This window comes from Pseudomonas sp. 18-147 (assembly GCF_051048045.1).
GTDB lineage: Bacteria > Pseudomonadota > Gammaproteobacteria > Pseudomonadales > Pseudomonadaceae > Pseudomonas > Pseudomonas aeruginosa.
Window position 1 is genome coordinate 4,455,240 of the sequence record NZ_CP182296.1, and the last position, 15,733, is coordinate 4,470,972.

Annotated in this window: 15 protein-coding genes; 1 reads left to right on the forward strand and 14 read right to left on the reverse strand. The window is 65.4% G+C overall.

What is annotated here, in order from left to right:
• Positions 1–169 precede the first annotated feature (169 nt).
• Complete coding sequence (locus ACM0M4_RS21055; RefSeq protein ID WP_003086461.1) at positions 170–883, forward strand: TorF family putative porin; 714 nt, start codon at positions 170–172, stop codon at positions 881–883.
• A gap of 4 nt (positions 884–887) precedes the next feature.
• Here ACM0M4_RS21055 and fliJ read toward each other — a convergent pair whose 3' ends face one another.
• The 14 genes from fliJ to fliC all read right to left on the reverse strand — a co-directional run bounded on the left by fliJ (position 888) and on the right by fliC (position 15,666).
• Entirely contained in the window at positions 888–1,331 is a 444-nt protein-coding gene (fliJ, locus tag ACM0M4_RS21060) for a flagellar export protein FliJ (RefSeq protein ID WP_003082220.1), read from the reverse strand.
• 13 nt (positions 1,332–1,344) lie between these two features.
• Complete coding sequence (gene fliI / locus ACM0M4_RS21065; RefSeq protein ID WP_003086458.1) at positions 1,345–2,700, reverse strand: flagellar protein export ATPase FliI; 1,356 nt, start codon at positions 2,698–2,700, stop codon at positions 1,345–1,347.
• The gene (gene fliH, locus ACM0M4_RS21070) at positions 2,690–3,496 is read right to left on the reverse strand and encodes a flagellar assembly protein FliH (protein ID WP_003082217.1); all 807 of its coding nucleotides are present in this window, start codon (positions 3,494–3,496) and stop codon (positions 2,690–2,692) included. Before fliH ends, fliI begins: the two co-directional genes overlap by 11 nt.
• A gap of 1 nt (position 3,497) precedes the next feature.
• Complete coding sequence (fliG, locus tag ACM0M4_RS21075) at positions 3,498–4,514, reverse strand: flagellar motor switch protein FliG (RefSeq protein ID WP_003082212.1); 1,017 nt, start codon at positions 4,512–4,514, stop codon at positions 3,498–3,500.
• 5 nt (positions 4,515–4,519) lie between these two features.
• Positions 4,520–6,316: a flagellar basal-body MS-ring/collar protein FliF gene (gene fliF / locus ACM0M4_RS21080; RefSeq protein ID WP_003109118.1), complete on the reverse strand. Its 1,797-nt coding sequence runs from the start codon at positions 6,314–6,316 to the stop codon at positions 4,520–4,522.
• Between the two features lie 22 nt (positions 6,317–6,338).
• A complete protein-coding gene (fliE, locus tag ACM0M4_RS21085) occupies positions 6,339–6,668 on the reverse strand; it encodes a flagellar hook-basal body complex protein FliE (protein ID WP_003086454.1) in 330 nt (109 codons plus the stop codon).
• Between the two features lie 246 nt (positions 6,669–6,914).
• Positions 6,915–8,336, reverse strand: a complete 1,422-nt coding sequence (gene fleR, locus ACM0M4_RS21090; RefSeq protein ID WP_003082202.1) for a sigma-54-dependent response regulator transcription factor FleR — start codon at positions 8,334–8,336, stop codon at positions 6,915–6,917.
• Positions 8,337–8,340: 4 nt separating this feature from the next.
• Positions 8,341–9,549, reverse strand: coding sequence for a sensor histidine kinase FleS (fleS, locus tag ACM0M4_RS21095; RefSeq protein WP_003109120.1), 1,209 nt, complete (start codon positions 9,547–9,549; stop codon positions 8,341–8,343).
• A gap of 112 nt (positions 9,550–9,661) precedes the next feature.
• Positions 9,662–11,134: a transcriptional regulator FleQ gene (gene fleQ / locus ACM0M4_RS21100; RefSeq protein WP_003086448.1), complete on the reverse strand. Its 1,473-nt coding sequence runs from the start codon at positions 11,132–11,134 to the stop codon at positions 9,662–9,664.
• A 281-nt stretch (positions 11,135–11,415) separates the two neighbouring features.
• Positions 11,416–11,712, reverse strand: coding sequence for a pili length/flagellar attachment protein FleP (gene fleP / locus ACM0M4_RS21105; protein WP_003082194.1), 297 nt, complete (start codon positions 11,710–11,712; stop codon positions 11,416–11,418).
• Between the two features lie 22 nt (positions 11,713–11,734).
• Positions 11,735–12,115, reverse strand: coding sequence for a flagellar export chaperone FliS (fliS, locus tag ACM0M4_RS21110; RefSeq protein ID WP_003082192.1), 381 nt, complete (start codon positions 12,113–12,115; stop codon positions 11,735–11,737).
• A gap of 121 nt (positions 12,116–12,236) precedes the next feature.
• Positions 12,237–13,661 carry a flagellar filament capping protein FliD gene (fliD, locus tag ACM0M4_RS21115; RefSeq protein ID WP_003082190.1) on the reverse strand — a complete coding sequence of 475 codons (1,425 nt, stop codon included), beginning with the start codon at positions 13,659–13,661 and terminating at the stop codon, positions 12,237–12,239.
• A gap of 85 nt (positions 13,662–13,746) precedes the next feature.
• Positions 13,747–14,118, reverse strand: coding sequence for a flagellar protein FlaG (locus ACM0M4_RS21120; RefSeq protein ID WP_003082188.1), 372 nt, complete (start codon positions 14,116–14,118; stop codon positions 13,747–13,749).
• Between the two features lie 78 nt (positions 14,119–14,196).
• Complete coding sequence (gene fliC / locus ACM0M4_RS21125) at positions 14,197–15,666, reverse strand: B-type flagellin (protein ID WP_115288841.1); 1,470 nt, start codon at positions 15,664–15,666, stop codon at positions 14,197–14,199.
• Between the last annotated feature and the right edge of the window lie 67 nt (positions 15,667–15,733).

Below are 15,733 nucleotides of genomic sequence, written 5' to 3' on the forward strand. Positions count from 1 at the left end.
CGGTCAGCCGCCCGAACCTTAGTTAAGATGGTCCGTGGCGCTCTAGCTCGCCGCTCTTCCTGCCCTTCCGACCTGCCCGACCTCGCCCGGCCCCATGCCGCGGCCTTGCCGTTGGCGTCGTGCGGGAAGACCGGCGCAGCGCCGTTGTCCGCATTACCAGGGGAGAACCATGCTCAAGCACCTGCTCGTGCTCACCTGTGCCCTGCTCGCCAGTTCCTCGGCCCTGGCCCAGGTGATGGCCCGCGACCTGGGCGATTTCGAACTCAAGCTGGCCACCAGTCCGACCCGCAGCATGGCCCAGGGCCTGGTCACCCCGGGCAGCTCCGGCAGTTTCCACGGCGGCCTCGACCTAAGCCACGAAAGTGGCTGGTACATCGGCAACTGGACCTCCAACCTCGACCCCGGCAAGCCCACCGAGATCGACTCCTACGCCGGCTTCAAGCGCCCGCTGAACAACCGCCTGGGCTACGAAATGGGCCTGATCCGCTACAGCCGCCCGGAGCAGCCGGCCAACGACGCAGCCGAACTCTACGGCGGCCTGTCGATCTTCGGCAGCCGGCTCGGCGCGGCCCTGAGCAGCGACCCGGGGCGCAACGACACCACCCTGTTCGCCGACCTCGGGGTCAACCCGCCGTTCGGTTTCGACGTCACCCTGAAGTACGGCAACCATCGCCTGGACAACCCGGCGAGCCTCAGCGGCGGGGGCTACGTGAGCGTCTTCAACGACTGGTCGGTGAACCTCTCGCGGCCCTGGCTGGGCATCGACCTGAACCTGTCCTACAGCGGCACCAGCCTGACCGGCAGCGATTGCAGCGCCTACTCGGGACACAACAGCTACTGCGACACCACATTCATGCTGAAGGCGTCGCGTCCGTTCTTCTGAGTCGTCAGTCGTCCTGGCGGCGGGTACGCTGGGCGAGTTCGTCGAGCTGTTTCTGCTCGCGCTTGTCCTCGGCCTGGCGCGCCTCTTCCAGGTAGCGCTCGACCAGCTTGCGCAGCCCTTCCAGGCGGGCGTATCTCTCCTGCCAGTTGAGCCGCGCCTTGTCCACCGCCTCGCGGTGCCAGGTCACGCTGTTGGCCTGCTGGGCGACGGCGGTCTCCAGTTGCGAGAGGAAGCGCTGGTAGTTCATCAGCCACTGGCCGCTGACGCCCTTCTGGCCCTGGCTGATCCATTGCTGCTGGTAGTCGTTGCGGTAGCGTTCCAGCTCCGCCAGCTTCTGCTGTGCCGCGAGCAATTGCTGCTGGCACCTGCCCAACTGGGTCGCGGCATCCCGCTCGGCCTTGCTGGCCATGTCCACCACCGGCGCCAGCCGCGCCGCGCGCTTCTCCATGCCTCAGGGCGCCTCAGGCCTGCCCGCCGGCGAGCAGGCTCGCCAGCCGCGCACGGCTTTCCGCCAGGCTTTCGCTTTCGTCGAGGCCCTGGCGCAGGAACTGGCGCATGACCGGGAAGCGCGCGATGGCCAGGTCGGTCTCGGGATCGCCGCCGGCCACGTAGGCACCGACGCTGATCAGGTCGCGACTCTGCTGGTAGCGCGACCAGAGCTGCTTGAAGCGCTGGGCGTCGCGCAGGTGCTCGGCCTCGACCACCTGCGGCATCACCCGGCTGATCGAAGCTTCGATATCGATGGCCGGATAGTGGCCTTCCTCGGCCAGCCGCCGGGACAATACGAAGTGCCCGTCGAGCACGCCGCGAGCGGCGTCGGCGATCGGGTCCTGCTGGTCGTCGCCCTCGGAGAGCACGGTGTAGAACGCGGTGATCGAGCCGCCACCGGCTTCGGCATTGCCGGCGCGTTCCACCAGCTTCGGCAGCTTGGCGAACACCGATGGCGGATACCCCTTGGTCGCCGGCGGCTCGCCGATGGCCAGGGCGATCTCGCGCTGGGCCTGGGCGTAGCGGGTCAGCGAGTCCATCAGCAGCAATACGTTCTTGCCCTTGTCGCGGAAGTACTCGGCGATCCGCGTGCAGTATTGCGCGGCGCGCAGGCGCATCAGCGGCGCGTCGTCGGCCGGCGAGGCGACCACCACGGAGCGCTTGAGGCCTTCCTCGCCGAGGATCTCGTCGATGAACTCCTTCACCTCGCGACCCCGCTCGCCGATCAGACCGACGACGATGATGTCGGCCCTGGTGAAGCGGGTCATCATCCCCAGCAGCACCGACTTGCCCACCCCGGTACCGGCGAACAGGCCGAGGCGCTGGCCGCGGCCGACCGTGAGCAGGCCATTGATCGAGCGGATGCCGACGTCGAGAGGTTCGCTGATCGGGTGGCGCTTGAGCGGGTTGATCGTCGGGCCGTCCATCGGCACCCAGTCTTCGGCGCGCATCCCGCCCTTGCCGTCGAGGGCGCGGCCGGCGCCGTCGAGCACCCGGCCGAGCATCGACATGCCCATCGGCAGGCGCCCGGTGTCCGGCAGCGGCACGACCCGCGCGCCAGGCGCGATGCCGGCGAGGCTGCCGACCGGCATCAGGTACACCTTGCTACCGGAAAAGCCCATCACTTCGGCCTCCACCTGCACCGGGTGGTAGCCGCTTTCGTTGATCACGTTGCAGCGGCTGCCGACCGCGGCCTGCAGGCCTTCGGCTTCGAGGGTCAGGCCGACCATGCGCAGCAGGCGGCCCTCGACCACCGGCTGCGCCGGCAGCGAGACAGCCTCGGTGTAGCCCTCCAGGCGCCTGGCGAAACTGGTTCGCTCAAGGCGCATCGACGTCTCCGGGGGCGTCGAGGTCGATCCGGATGTCGCTGGCCAGCGGATGGGTCGCCTGTTCGCGCTGTTGCTCGAACAGTTGCTTCACTGCCTGCGCCAGGCGCGTCTCGATGGTCGCGTCGATGCGACTGTGTTCGGTCTCGATGCGGCAGCCGCCGGGCAGCAACGAATCGTCCTCGAGAATCCGCCAGCTCTCTTCGTGGCGCTCGCGCAGCGCCTTGACCCGCTCGAAGTCCTGCGGGTTGACATGGATACGGATGTTCGCCGCGCCCATCGGCAGCAGCTTCAGAGCCTCGCGCAGGACCTGGCGGACATGGCTGGAGTCCATGTGCAGTTCGCGCTGGATCACCTGGCGGGCAACGTGGTTGACCAGGTTGACCATGCCCTGCTCGATCAGGGCGTCCTGCTCGGCGATGGGTTCCAGGAGCTGCGTCATCAGACGCTCGAGACTTTGCAGGCGCTCCTTCAGCGCCTCCTCGGCTTCCTGCCGCGCCTTCAACTGGCCGGCGTGGAAACCGTCGCGCTCGCCGGTGGCGAAGCCTTCGTTGTAGGCGTCCTGGCGGATCGCCTCGATTTCCTCCAGCGTCGGCGGCTTGACGGTCTCCAGCTCGACCTCTTCCACCGCCGGCGGCGCCGGCGCGGGTTCGGCGACCGCGGGCACCTGCGGCGCGGCAACGGCCGGCTCGTCGCGCGGCTCGTCGAAGCTCGGCAACGACCAGAGGCCGAAGGCCGCCACGTCCTTGCCGCGGATCAGTTCGCTGGGATTGTCTTTGTCCTTGTCGTGGGGGACCACCTCAGATCATCTCCTCGCCACCCTTGCCGCCCAGCACGATATCGCCGGACTCGGCCATGCGCCGGGCAATGGTGAGGATTTCCTTCTGCGCACCTTCCACTTCGCTGACCCGTACCGGCCCCTTGGCCTCCAGGTCGTCGCGCAGCAGCTCGGCGGCACGCTTGGACATGTTCTTGAAGACCTTCTCGCGGATCGCCTCGTCGGAGCCTTTGAGCGCCAGCACCAGTACGTCCGAGGAGACTTCCCGGAGCAGCGCCTGGATGCCGCGGTCGTCGACGTCGGCGAGGTTGTCGAAGACGAACATCAGGTCCTCGATCTGTCCGGACAGGTCTTCGTCGACCTCGCGGATCGAATCCATCAGCTGGCCTTCGATGGAGCTGTCGAGGTAGTTCATGATGTCCGCCGCGCGCTTGACCCCGCCCATGGTGGTGCGGGTGGCGTTGGAGTTGCCGGCGAACTGCTTCTCCAGGATCAGGTTGAGTTCCTTCAGCGCCGAGGGCTGCACGGTGTTCAGCGAGGAGACGCGCAGGACGATATCCAGGCGCACCTTGTGGTCGAAATGGCTGAGCACCTCGGCGGCCTGGTCGGGATCGAGGTAGGCGACCACGATGGCCTGGATCTGCGGGTGTTCGTAACGGATCACGTCGGCCACGGCACGCGGCTCCATCCACTTCAGGCTGTCCAGGCCGCTGGTGCTGCCGCCGAGGAGGATGCGGTCGATCAGGTTGTTGGCCTTGTCCTCGCCGAGGGCCTGGGTGAGCATCTTGCGGATGTAGCCGTCGGCACCGACGCCGAGGCTGGTCTGGTCGCCGACCACTTCGACGAACTCGCCCATCACCTGCTCGACCTGCTCGCGATGCACGTTGCGCATCGACGCCATGGCCACGCCGACCCGCTGCACCTCTTTCGGCCCCATGTGCCGCAGCACCTGCGCCGCGTCGGTCTCGCCGAGCGACAGGAGCAGGATGGCGGCCTTGTCGACCTTGGTCAGTTTGGCGGCGAGACGATTCTCACTCATGGCGCTTACTCATCGGCGTTGATCCACTCTTTCACGACCTGGGCGACGCGGCCCGGGTCCTGTGCGACCAGGTTCTTGATCGCGTTCAATTGCGCATCATACCCCTCCGTGGGGCTCGGCAGGAGGATGCTCGACGGCCCGCCGATGCTCACCCGGTCGTCGGCCAGCGAGCCTTCCAGGCCACTCTCGCCCAGCGCCAGGTCGCCGTCGCGACCGCCGCCGCCGGCCAGCGACTTGCCCTTGCCGCCGCCGGTGATGTTGCTCAGCACCGGACGCAGCACGCCGAACACCAGGACCAGGATGAACAGCACGCCGAGCACCTGCTTGACGATGTCCCAGAACCACGGCTGCGAGTAGAACGGAATGCTGTCGATCTCTTCGGCCTGGGCCGGGGCGAACGGCGCGTTGATCACGCTGACGCTGTCGCCGCGGCTGGCGTCGTAGCCCACCGAATCCTGTACCAGGCGGGTGAAGCGCGCCAGTTCGTCGGCGCTCCAGGGCTGGTGGCTGACCTCGCCGGTCTTCGCGTCGACCTTCATCTGGTCGTCCAGCACCACCGCCACCGACAGTCGGCGCAAGCGCCCCTGCTGCTGCTTGGTGTAGCTGATCGAGCGGTCCAGTTCGTAGTTGCGGGTGGTCTGGTCGCGCTTGTCGGTCGGGTACGGCGCCAGCTCCGGCTTGCCGGTCTTCGGATCGATGATGGTCTGGCCGTTGGCGTCCTTCAGCGGCTGGCCCGGCGCGACGTAGTCGGCCGGCGCGCTGGCGGTGGCCTGCTGCGGCGCGCTGGCCGGGCCCGGCGGCTGGTTCGACAGCGCCCCCGGCACGCCCTGCGGGCCGGACGAATTCTGCCGTTCCTCGTTGTTGCGTTGCTCGCTGCGCAGGGCCGGCTGGTCCGGGTTGTACATCTCCGAGGTCGACTCGACCGCGCTGAAGTCGACGTCGGCGGACACCTCGGCCTTGTAGCGACCGTTGCCCAGCACCGGTTGCAGGATATTGTGCACGCGCTGGGTGAGCAGGCCTTCCATGCGCCGGGTGAAGTCGAACTGCTTGCCGGCCATGGTCAGCTCGGAGAGTTCCTGCTGGTCGGAGAGCAGGTTGCCCTTCTGGTCGACCACGGTGACTTGCGACTTGTCCAGCTCCGGCACACTGGTGGCGACCAGGTTGACGATCGCCATCACCTGGCTCGGCTCCAGGCTGCGACCCGGATACAGCTCGACCAGCACCGAGGCGCTGGGCTTGCGGTCGTCGCGGACGAACACCGAACTCTTCGGGATCGCCAGGTGCACGCGGGCGGCCTTGACGTTGTTCAGGCTCGACACGGTGCGCGCCAGCTCGCCTTCCAGGCCGCGGCGGTAGTTGGTGGCTTCCATGAACTGGCTGGTGCCCAGCGCCTGTTCCTTGTCGAGGATCTCGAAACCGACGTTGTTGTCGGTCGGCGCCACGCCGGCGGAGGCCACCTTCATGCGTGCCCGGCCGAGGTCGTCGGCCTTGACCAGCAGCGCGCCGGAGTTGGGTTCGACCTTGTAGGGAATGTCCGCCGCGGTCAGCGCTTCCACCACACGGTTCGCGTCGACCCCGTTGAGGCTGCCATAGAGCGGCTTGTAGTCCGGCTGCTGGGACCAGAGCACGACGGCGAAGCCGATCGCCACGCTGGCGGCGAGACCGACCAGCAGGCCGATCTGGCGCAGCATGGTCATCTCGGAAAGGTTGTCGAGGAACGACAGTCCCGGGAAGGATTTCTTCAGCATCCCGGCACCGCCGCTCTTGGCGGGAACCTGGCTGTCGATCAGTGCATCGGCCATGAACTAGTTATCCTCGCGCCGCTCAGACCGGCATCTGCATGATGTCTTGGTAGGCCTGGACCAGTTTGTTGCGCACCTGGGTCATGGCCTGGAACGACACGCTGGCCTTCTGGCTGGCGATCATCACGTCGGTCAGGTCGACGCCGCTCTGGCCGACCTCGAAGGCGTTGGCCATCGCGGTGGAGGCCTGCTGGGTCTCGTTCACCTTGTCCACGGCCTGGGAGAGCATTTCCGAAAAGCTCGGCGCCCCCACTTCGGCCGGCGCCTGAACCGGTTTGGCCTTGGCCATGGCTTCCATTTGCATGGAACGCATTTCCAGCATCAGACGATTGAACTCGACACCCTGACTCATGACTCTTCCTCCAACAGCCGCGGCTTTTTTGACGCCGCCCGGCACTTTGCAGAGGAGTTAGCAACAAGGGTGCCAAGTCGACCCCAAGGCCCGGCATCGGCGTTCGCCGCCAATGCCCGCGACCGCTGCAGGGTCCGTCCCTGCTCCGGTTATCGGCAGGCGCGCACGCTCGAACAGCCCCGGGCGACGACCGGCGGCGGACGCAAAAGGCCCGCACGAGGCGGGCCTGGGGAACATGGCGAGCACTCAGATGGCGTAGAGATAGGCCTCCACGTCCATCCCCGCGTCGCGCATCTGGGCGAGCTTGTAGCGCAGGGTCCGTGGGCTGATGCCAAGGCGCTCGGCAGCCTCCTTGCGGCGGCCGCGCTCGGTGCGCAGGGTATCGATGATCACCTGGAATTCGCGGCGGCGCAGGTCGTCGCCCAGCGCGCCGCTAGCGTCCTGGCCTGCGGCCGGCGACGGAATCTCGACGCTCGGCGGGGTGGCCGGTGGCATTGCCGGCATGGGCACCGGCACCGGGGCCGCGAGCGGCATGCCGATCGGCGCGGTGAGGCACAGGTCGGCGGGCTGGATCAGGCCGCCCTGTTGCAGGATCAACGCACGCTGGATGGCGTTGTCGAGTTCCCGTACGTTGCCCGGCCAGGCATGCCGGACCAGGCACTGGGCGGCCTCGGGGCCGAGCGCCACCGCGCCGAGGTTCATCTTGCGGCTGTGCTTGCGCAGCAGACGCTCGGCCAGCGGCAGGATGTCCGCAGGGCGTTCGCGCAGCGGCCGCCAGGCCAGCGGGAAGACCGACAGGCGATAGTAGAGGTCCTCGCGGAAACGCCCCGCCGCGACTTCCGCCGCGAGGTCGCGGTTGGTCGTGGCAAGCACGCGGATATCCAGGTTGATCGGTTTGCGCGCACCGACCCGCTCCACCTCGCGCTCCTGCAATACGCGCAACAGCTTGGCCTGCAGGCCGAGGGGCATTTCCGATATCTCGTCGAGAAGAATGGTGCCGCCGTCGGCCAGCTCGAACTTGCCGGGCTGGGCGGCAATGGCGCCGGTGAAGGAACCTTTCTCGTGGCCGAACAGGGTGGCCTCGAGCATGTTGTCCGGGATCGCCGCGCAGTTGATCGCGATGAACGGCTTGCCGGCACGCGGCGATTGCTGGTGGATATAGTTGGCCAGGACTTCCTTGCCGGTCCCGGACTCGCCGGAGATCAGCACGGTGGAATCGCTGCGCGCGACCCGCGCGGCCAGTTCCAGCAACTGCCGGCTGGCCGGCTCCAGGGCCACCGGACCATCCTCCTCGCTGCCCGGCAACTGGCCCAGCGCATGGCGTGCCACCAGGTCGAGCAGCGCCCGCGCCTCGAACGGCTTGACCAGGTAGTCGGCGGCGCCCTGGCGCATCGCCTCGACGGCGCGATCGACCGCGCCGTAGGCGGTCATCAGCAACACCGGCAGGTGCGGGTAGCGTGTACGGATCAGGCCGAGCAACTGGTGCCCGTCCATGCCCGGCATGTTCACGTCGCTGATCACCAGGCTGAAGGCTTCGCGGGCCAGGACCGGCAGCGCCGCCTCCGCCGAGTCCACGGCGACGAACTCGTGACCGCCCAGCAGCAGGGTGTCGCTGAGGGCTTCGCGTAGTGCGCGGTCGTCTTCGACCAGCAGGACTTTGGCTGCCATGGGGTTACTCCTGAATCGCAGAAAGAGGCGCCGCCGGAATCAGCGGCAGGATCAAGGTGGCGCAGGTGCCGCGCCCCGGCCGAGAGCGCAACTGCAATTGCCCCTGGTGGGCGCGCGCCACGGCCTTGACCACCGCCAGGCCGAGCCCGGTACCGGTGGTCTTGGTGGTGAAGAAGGGTTCGCCCAGGCGCGCCAGGGTCGCCGGGTCCATACCCGGTCCGTTGTCGCTGACGCTGAGGCGCAGGCTGTCGGCGCGGGCATAGAGATGCACCTTCAGGCGCAGTTCGGGCCCGCAGGCCTGGATCGCGTTCTCCACCAGGTTGAGCACGGTGCCCACCAGGGTGTCGCGATTGCACAGCAGCTCGCCGCCGCGCGCCTCGCACTGCCAACGCACCTGGAGCCCCTGGACATGGACTTCGGCCGCCGCGCGCAGGCTGTCGAACAGCGCCTTCGGCGCCACCCGGTCGGTCAGCGGCAGCTCGCCGCGGGCGAACACCAGCATGTCGCGTACCTGATGCTCCAGTTCGTGCAGGCGCTCCTTCAGGCGCCCGGCGAAGCGTTGCTGCTGGTCGGTCGGCAGCGCCTGCTCGCTGAGGTGCCCGGCATAGAGCAACGCCGCTGACAACGGCGTGCGGATCTGGTGGGCCAGCGAGGCGACCATCCGCCCCAGCGCCGACAGGCGCTCGTGGCGCGCCAGTTGCTCCTGGAGACGGCGGGTATCGGTAAGGTCGTTGAGCAGGATCAGTTGACCCGGTTCGCCGTTCAGCGAGCGGGTGGCGATGGACAGGCGTCGCCCGTCGCGCAGGGAAATCTCGTGACCGTCATCCTCGCGCGGAGCGAAGCAGCGGGCGATCACCTCACGCCAGAGCATGCCCACCAACGGCTCGCCAAGCAGGCCCAGGGCCGCCGGGTTGGCCTCGCGGACCACGCCATGGGCATCGATGACGATGACGCCGCCGGGAAGCAGGTCGAGCAGGCTCTGCAAGCGGTTCGCCAGGCGCTCCTTTTCCGCCAGCTCCTCCATGCGCTGCGCGCTGACCAGGGCCAGTTGCCCTTTCAGCTCGGTAACGCGCTCCTCCAGCAGGCTGTAGGACTCGCTGAGCTGGCTGGACATCTGGTTGAACAGCGCGAAGGCCTGCTCGAGGCCGGCGCGGCTGGTGGCCTCGGCCGTATCGGCTGGCTGCTCGGGGAAGGCGTTGAGGGCTGGTTGCATTGCGTTTCTCTCGGTCGGCGCGACGTCATGGTTCTGTCGGTCGACGGAGATATAGCAATACCCGTGCCTAAATTTTTTTCATTTGTAAATCAAAGCGTTGCGAAACGACCTGTCAATCATCCGACAGGTCGTCGTCGCGCCGGCTCATGCCGTACTTGCGCATCTTCTCCACCAGCGTGGTGCGACGGATGCGCAGGCGTTCGGCGGCCCGCGCGACCACTCCGCCGGCGTCGTCGAGGGCCTGCTGGATCAGGCCCTGCTCGAGGTTGGCCAGGTAGTCCTTGAGGTCCAGGCCTTCGGCCGGCAGCATCGCCGGCGCGTCCATTCCCGGCAGCCCGGCGTTGATCGCCGCGCGCTCTTCCAGCTCTTCGCGCAGGCTGCTGGCGAGTTGCTCGTCCTCGTCGTCGACATGGCGGAATTTCTTCGGCAGTTCGCCGACCCCGATCACCCCGTATGGATGCATGATCGCCAGGCGCTCCACCAGGTTCGCCAGTTCGCGGACGTTGCCCGGCCAGTCGTGGCGGCAGAGCGACATGATTGCCGCCGAGTTGAAGCGGATCGACCCGCGCTTCTCATGCTCCATCCGCGAGATCAGTTCGTTGAGCAGCAGGGCGATGTCTTCCACCCGCTCGCGCAGCGGCGCCATCTCGATGGGGAATACGTTGAGGCGGTAGTAGAGGTCTTCGCGGAAAGTGCCGTCCTCGATCATCTTCTCGAGGTTCTTGTGGGTCGCGGCGATGATCCGCACGTCGACGTTCTGCGTCTTGTTGCTGCCAACCCTTTCGAAGGTGCGCTCCTGCAGCACGCGCAGCAGCTTGACCTGCATCGGCAGCGGCATGTCGCCGATCTCGTCGAGGAACAGGGTGCCGCCGTTGGCCAGCTCGAAACGTCCGGCACGACTGGTGATGGCACCGGTGAAGGCGCCCTTCTCGTGGCCGAACAATTCGCTTTCCAGCAGTTCCGCCGGGATCGCCCCGCAGTTCACCGGGACGAAGGGCCCCTCGCGGCGCTTGGAATGGTAATGCAGGTTGCGCGCCACCACTTCCTTGCCGGTGCCGGACTCGCCGAGGATCAGCACGCTGGCATCGGTATCGGCGACCTGCTGCATCATCTGCCGCACCTGCTGGATCGCCCGGCTGGTGCCGACCAGGCTGCGGAACAGGTTCGGCTCGCGGGAACGGCCGCGCTCGCGGGCCTGGTCGTACATCTCGCGGTAGACCTGGGCGCGATGCAGGGAGTCGAGCAGCTTGTTGTAGCTGGGCGGCATCTCCAGGCTGGCGAGCACCCGGCGGCGCAGCTCTTCCGGCCAGTCGGCCGGGGCCGGCTCGCCGATCAGCAGGATCGGCAGGTACTCGTCCCAACTGGCCAGCTGCTTCAGCAGCTCTACCGCCCCGCCCTTCGACTCGACGCTACCGAGCAGCACGCACAGGGCTTCGCGACTGTTGCTCAGGCCCGCCGCTACCTCTCGCCAATCCTCGCTGTTGCAGGTCAGCTGATCTTCGCCGAGGAAGTTGAGAATGACTGCCAGGTCGCGACTGCGATCGAGATTGTCGTCAATCAGCAAGAGTTTGGTTTCGCGCCACATTTTGATCAGCTGCCTTGCATCGAATGGGTCTCGCTCGACCCGAAAGAGGGCTGGGACTAATGCCTATTTCTAATAAGCAGCCAGCATTTGGCCACTAGTTAAGTCAAATGTGAACGATTAGTCAATTTTATGGCGTGTTTTTTTTGCTGTTTCCGACAGGGAGAGGCAATAAAAAACCCCTACAGACCGCATGGAAAGCAGTACTGGCAGGGGTTTTGGGGGATATGTAAATTTTTCCGAAAAGCCTTGCGCCAAAGTAACGGCACAAAGCCATGAAAAACTTATCCGAACATCTGGTAGACCTTGGCGCCTTTACTCGCACGCTGCAGACCGGTCAGCTCCGCACCGATCGCTTCGCGCTGCTGCCGGCAAGCGCTGAGCATATCGTTGTACAAGCTGAGCAACTGCTCCAGGCTCACGCGCAAGGCCTGCTCGTCGCGCTCGTCATCATGCATGGCCTGGTCGATCTTGACCTGACAGACCTGATCCAGCTCACCGATGGCATCCCAGTTGCCGGCCTGCAACGCATCGGCCAGGGCGAGTCGGGTTTCATCCAGTTGTTGCGTGGCTTGGCTCATAACCGATCCCTTTACATCTCTTTCAGTGCGAAATACCGTCCCAACCGGACTTCACTTCCAACAACAGGGCGCTGACTTCGTCTAGCAGGCTGGTATCGTTGCTGGTATTGGCCTCGACCAGACGAGCGATCATGTACTCGTAGAGACGATCCAGATTGCCGGCCAGCTCGCCACCACGCTCGCTGTCCAGCGCTTCGCGAAGGCCGCCGATGATGCCGATGGCCTTGCCGATCAGGATCCCCTTTTCCGGGATCTGCTCCCGCTCCATCGCACCACGCGCCTGGGCCAGACGCTCCAGACCACCCTGCATGAGCAGTTGGATCAGACGGTGCGGGTTGGCATCGGAAACCTGAGCCTCGATGCTGACCTGCTGGTATTGCTTCATCGCTTTCATCGCGTACATGGACCGCTCCCAGTGGGCTTCGCTATGACCAAGTTATCGGCAAGGAGCGCGGGAGCTTTACGGTGGGCGGGAGGTTTTTTTGCCGGCGATACGGCCTTGGGCCGCACCGCCAGCCAGCGGATCAGGTCTTCTTGCCGCTGCCGTAAGGCAGGCTGGCGAGGTTGTCCGTGATGCTCTTCTGACGCTTGGTCATTTCATCCTGCATCGCGGAAAGCAGGTTGAACTGAGTGGTCAGTTTCTCCTGCAGCGCCGCCAGCCGCTTGGCCAGATCAGCCTTCTGCGTGTCGACGTTGCTGAGGGTCTTCTGCAAGGTCGTGGTGCGCTGGTCGAGAATCCCCTGGGCGTCGGTGTAGGGCTTCATCTTATCGCCCAGGCGCTTGGCCAGGCCGGTATCGCCGGTGAAGTAGCTGGCAACGCCTTCGAAGTCGGCGCTGATCGCCTTGTCGAGCTTCTTCTCGTCGATCTCCAGCGTACCGTCCTTGGTCGTGGTGATTCCGAGGGCGGCAAGGTTGCGTACGCTGCCGTTCTCGTTGGAGGCGATCAGTTCGCTGCGCATGGTGTTGACCAGCGCACGGACGGAGGCATCGCCGAGCAGAGCACCAGTGACCGGATTCTTGTCTTCGCCGACCTTGGTCACCACGGTCTGTTCGTTGATGAACTTGGTGAGGGTGTTGTAGGCCTCGACGAACTTCTTGACGTTGTCCTTCACCCCGGCATCGTCCCGGGAAACAGTCAGGGTGATCGGCTTGCCGGCTTCGGTGACGGCTTTCACGTCGAAGCTGACGCCGTCAATGACGTCGCTCACGCTGTTGGAGGCGATGCTGCGCTTGAGGCCGTCGACGGTGATTTCACCGTTTGCCGCCTTGGTCACGTAGCCGGCAGCGGCGCCGTCGCTGAGCTTGGGAGCCGTCGCGGGATCGAAGGCCAGTTGACTGAGCGACGTATTGCCGCCGCTGCCGTCATCGCTGACCTCGACCTTGATGTCCTTGCCGTCGCCGGTCTTGGTGCTGCTCAGCACCAGACGCGAGCCGGAGTTGTCGGTAATGATGGTGGCGCTGACGCCCGCTTCCTTGCCGGCCTGATTGATGGCGTCACGCATGCCGGCCAGCGTGTTGTTGCTGGAGTCGACGGTGATCGCCGGCAGCTTGGTGTCGCCGACGGAGATGTTCAGCGTACCGCTGTTGAACTTGGCATTGGCCGGATCGGCGATGGCCTGGAGGGCAATCTTGCTGCTGGTGGCAAGGCTGTTGACCTGGATCTGGTAGGTGCCAGCCACCGCGCTCTGGGTGGCGCTCGCCTTGAGAATGTCTTCGTTGGAAGACTTGGCGGTGCGCGCCATGAACACAGCATTGCTGTTCAGCGCCGTGAGCGCCGTCTGGAACGCGCTGATCGCACTCTTGAACTGACCCAGGGCAGTGAGACGAGTAGTGGTGGTCTTCTCCAGGGTGGCGAGCTGGTTGGTCTTAGCCGCGCCCTCCAGGTTCACCATCTTGTTCACCAGATCGGTGTAATCGGTCGAGCCTACTCCTATCGAGATACCGGCCATAATCCATCTCCGTCAAAAAACCGTGCATGTACTGCCCTATCCCTTCGATAGGGCAAGCACCATGCCAAGTCGTTCAACCCGCGCGTCAGGCGCGGGTTTCGAACAGGACACTGCGTACGTCGTCGAGCCGGGCGGCAAGTTTTAGTACTTCTTCGGAAGGGATTTGCCGCACGACTTCGCCCGAGTCACCGTCGATCACCTTGACCACGACCTGGCCAGAGGAGTCGTCGATGCTGAAGTTCAAGTTGCGCTTGACGCTCTGCACGAAAGACTGGATGTCGCTGACGGCGAGCCCCAGGTCATCGCGAGATTCGCTGGCCTCCCGGGAAGCCGTCACTTCCGGCAACGGTTTGCCGCTGCCATCCGCTGCGCTGCGCGGCGCAAAGATATCGCCGCTGGCCTCCGGGGCCCTGCCGGTCTTGAACGTAGAAAGGGAAGTGATATTTCCGACGTCCATTTCTCATGCCTCGCAAAGGGAAAAGGGAGGAAGGGTCACCCCTTCCTCCCAGTACCGCGTGAGTGACCGTTCCCGGGCTTAGCGCAGCAGGCTCAGGACCGCCTGCGGCAGCTGGTTGGCCTGGGCCAGGATCGCGGTACCGGCCTGTTGCAGCACCTGGTTCTTCGACAGCGCCGCGGTTTCGGCAGCGAAGTCGGTGTCCTTGATGCGGCTACGAGCGTTGGTAGCGTTTTCCGAGATGTTGGTCAGGTTGTCGATAGTGTTCTTGAAGCGGTTCTGAACAGCACCGAGGTCAGCACGCTGGGCGTCGATCGCAGCCAGGGCGTTATCGACTACCGCGATGGCGTTCTGGGCGCCGTCGGCAGTGGAGATGTCGACGCTGGCAACGCTGTTCTTCTGCGCGGCGCTGGCGTTGCCGAAGACCTGCGAAGCCTGGGTGCCGGTACCGCTGACCGAGTAGGCGGTCGGCGAGTTCAGTTGCACGTAGCCGGTCACGATGGTGGTGGTAGCGGCAGTACCGCCGGCAGCTACCACGTTCTTGGCGGCCGCTTCGAACTTGCCGTCGGAACCCTGGACCTTCACTGCGACCTGACCGGTAGCAGCGGTACCGGTCTGCGCACCGAACTTGACGTTCTCGCCGGTAGCGGAGGTGATGGTCAGTACACCCTTGTCGTTGATGCTGGCAGTGATGCCCAGCTTCGACGAGTTGGAGTTCAGTTGGTCAGCCAGATCCTGAGTGGAGGTCACGCCTGCCAGGCTCACGGTGTTGCTGCCAACGGTTACGTCGAAGTTCAGCGAACCACCGGTCACGCCGCTGACATCAGCGGTGAACACGGTACGGGCACGAGCCGACAGGTTCGGGATCGCACCGTCCATCTTCTCGGCGATGGCCTTGGCGCTATCGCCGGCGGCGATGGCGATGTTCTTCACCTGACCGCCACCGACCAGGTTGACGGTGCCCGAGGCGATGCCCGAAGCGGTCGCGGTGCCCGCTACGCTGGCGACGGTACCCGCGCCGTTGCTGCCGACCTGGTAAGAACCGATGGCGCTGGCAGAGGCATTCTGCAGGCTGATGTCAATGGTCTCGTAGGCGTTGGAACCGACCTGGAAGCTGGTGGTGCCGAAGGAGCCGTCGAGCAGCTTGCGGCCACCGAAGGTGGTGGTATCGGAGATACGGGTCAGTTCGGCCTGTTGCGCAGCGACTTCTTTCTGCAGGGCGGCACGGTCGGCGTCGCTGTTGGAGCCGTTGGCGGATTGCAGGGCCAGGTCGCGGATACGCTGCAGGATATTGGTGGACTGCTGCAGGGCACCTTCAGCGGTCTGCGCCAGGGAGATGCCGTCGTTGGCGTTGCGGGTGGCAACGTTCAGACCGCTGATCTGGTTGGACAGGCGGTTGGAGATCTGCAGGCCGGCAGCATCGTCCTTGGCACTGTTGATGCGGTAGCCGGTGGTCAGACGCTGCAACGAGGTGTTGAGGTCGTTGGAAGAAGCATTCAGGTTGCGCTGAGTGTTCAGGGAAGCAATGTTCGTGTTGACTGTAAGGGCCATGGTGATTTCCTCCAAAGGACCTATTTCGGTTACCTGAGCTTGCGATCTCTCGGCCTGCTTGCTCAGG

What these genes read in the sequence shown, in the direction of transcription:
- ACM0M4_RS21055 (WP_003086461.1), top strand. Translation starts at nt 170, where the DNA reads ATGCTCAAGCACCTGCTCGTGCTCACCTGTGCCCTGCTCGCCAGTTCC.
- fliJ (WP_003082220.1), bottom strand. Translation starts at nt 1,331, where the DNA reads ATGGAGAAGCGCGCGGCGCGGCTGGCGCCGGTGGTGGACATGGCCAGC.
- fliI (WP_003086458.1), bottom strand. Translation starts at nt 2,700, where the DNA reads ATGCGCCTTGAGCGAACCAGTTTCGCCAGGCGCCTGGAGGGCTACACC.
- fliG (WP_003082212.1), bottom strand. Translation starts at nt 4,514, where the DNA reads ATGAGTGAGAATCGTCTCGCCGCCAAACTGACCAAGGTCGACAAGGCC.
- fliF (WP_003109118.1), bottom strand. Translation starts at nt 6,316, where the DNA reads ATGGCCGATGCACTGATCGACAGCCAGGTTCCCGCCAAGAGCGGCGGT.
- fliE (WP_003086454.1), bottom strand. Translation starts at nt 6,668, where the DNA reads ATGAGTCAGGGTGTCGAGTTCAATCGTCTGATGCTGGAAATGCGTTCC.
- fleR (WP_003082202.1), bottom strand. Translation starts at nt 8,336, where the DNA reads ATGGCAGCCAAAGTCCTGCTGGTCGAAGACGACCGCGCACTACGCGAA.
- fleS (WP_003109120.1), bottom strand. Translation starts at nt 9,549, where the DNA reads ATGCAACCAGCCCTCAACGCCTTCCCCGAGCAGCCAGCCGATACGGCC.
- fleQ (WP_003086448.1), bottom strand. Translation starts at nt 11,134, where the DNA reads ATGTGGCGCGAAACCAAACTCTTGCTGATTGACGACAATCTCGATCGC.
- fleP (WP_003082194.1), bottom strand. Translation starts at nt 11,712, where the DNA reads ATGAGCCAAGCCACGCAACAACTGGATGAAACCCGACTCGCCCTGGCC.
- fliS (WP_003082192.1), bottom strand. Translation starts at nt 12,115, where the DNA reads ATGTACGCGATGAAAGCGATGAAGCAATACCAGCAGGTCAGCATCGAG.
- fliD (WP_003082190.1), bottom strand. Translation starts at nt 13,661, where the DNA reads ATGGCCGGTATCTCGATAGGAGTAGGCTCGACCGATTACACCGATCTG.
- ACM0M4_RS21120 (WP_003082188.1), bottom strand. Translation starts at nt 14,118, where the DNA reads ATGGACGTCGGAAATATCACTTCCCTTTCTACGTTCAAGACCGGCAGG.
- fliC (WP_115288841.1), bottom strand. Translation starts at nt 15,666, where the DNA reads ATGGCCCTTACAGTCAACACGAACATTGCTTCCCTGAACACTCAGCGC.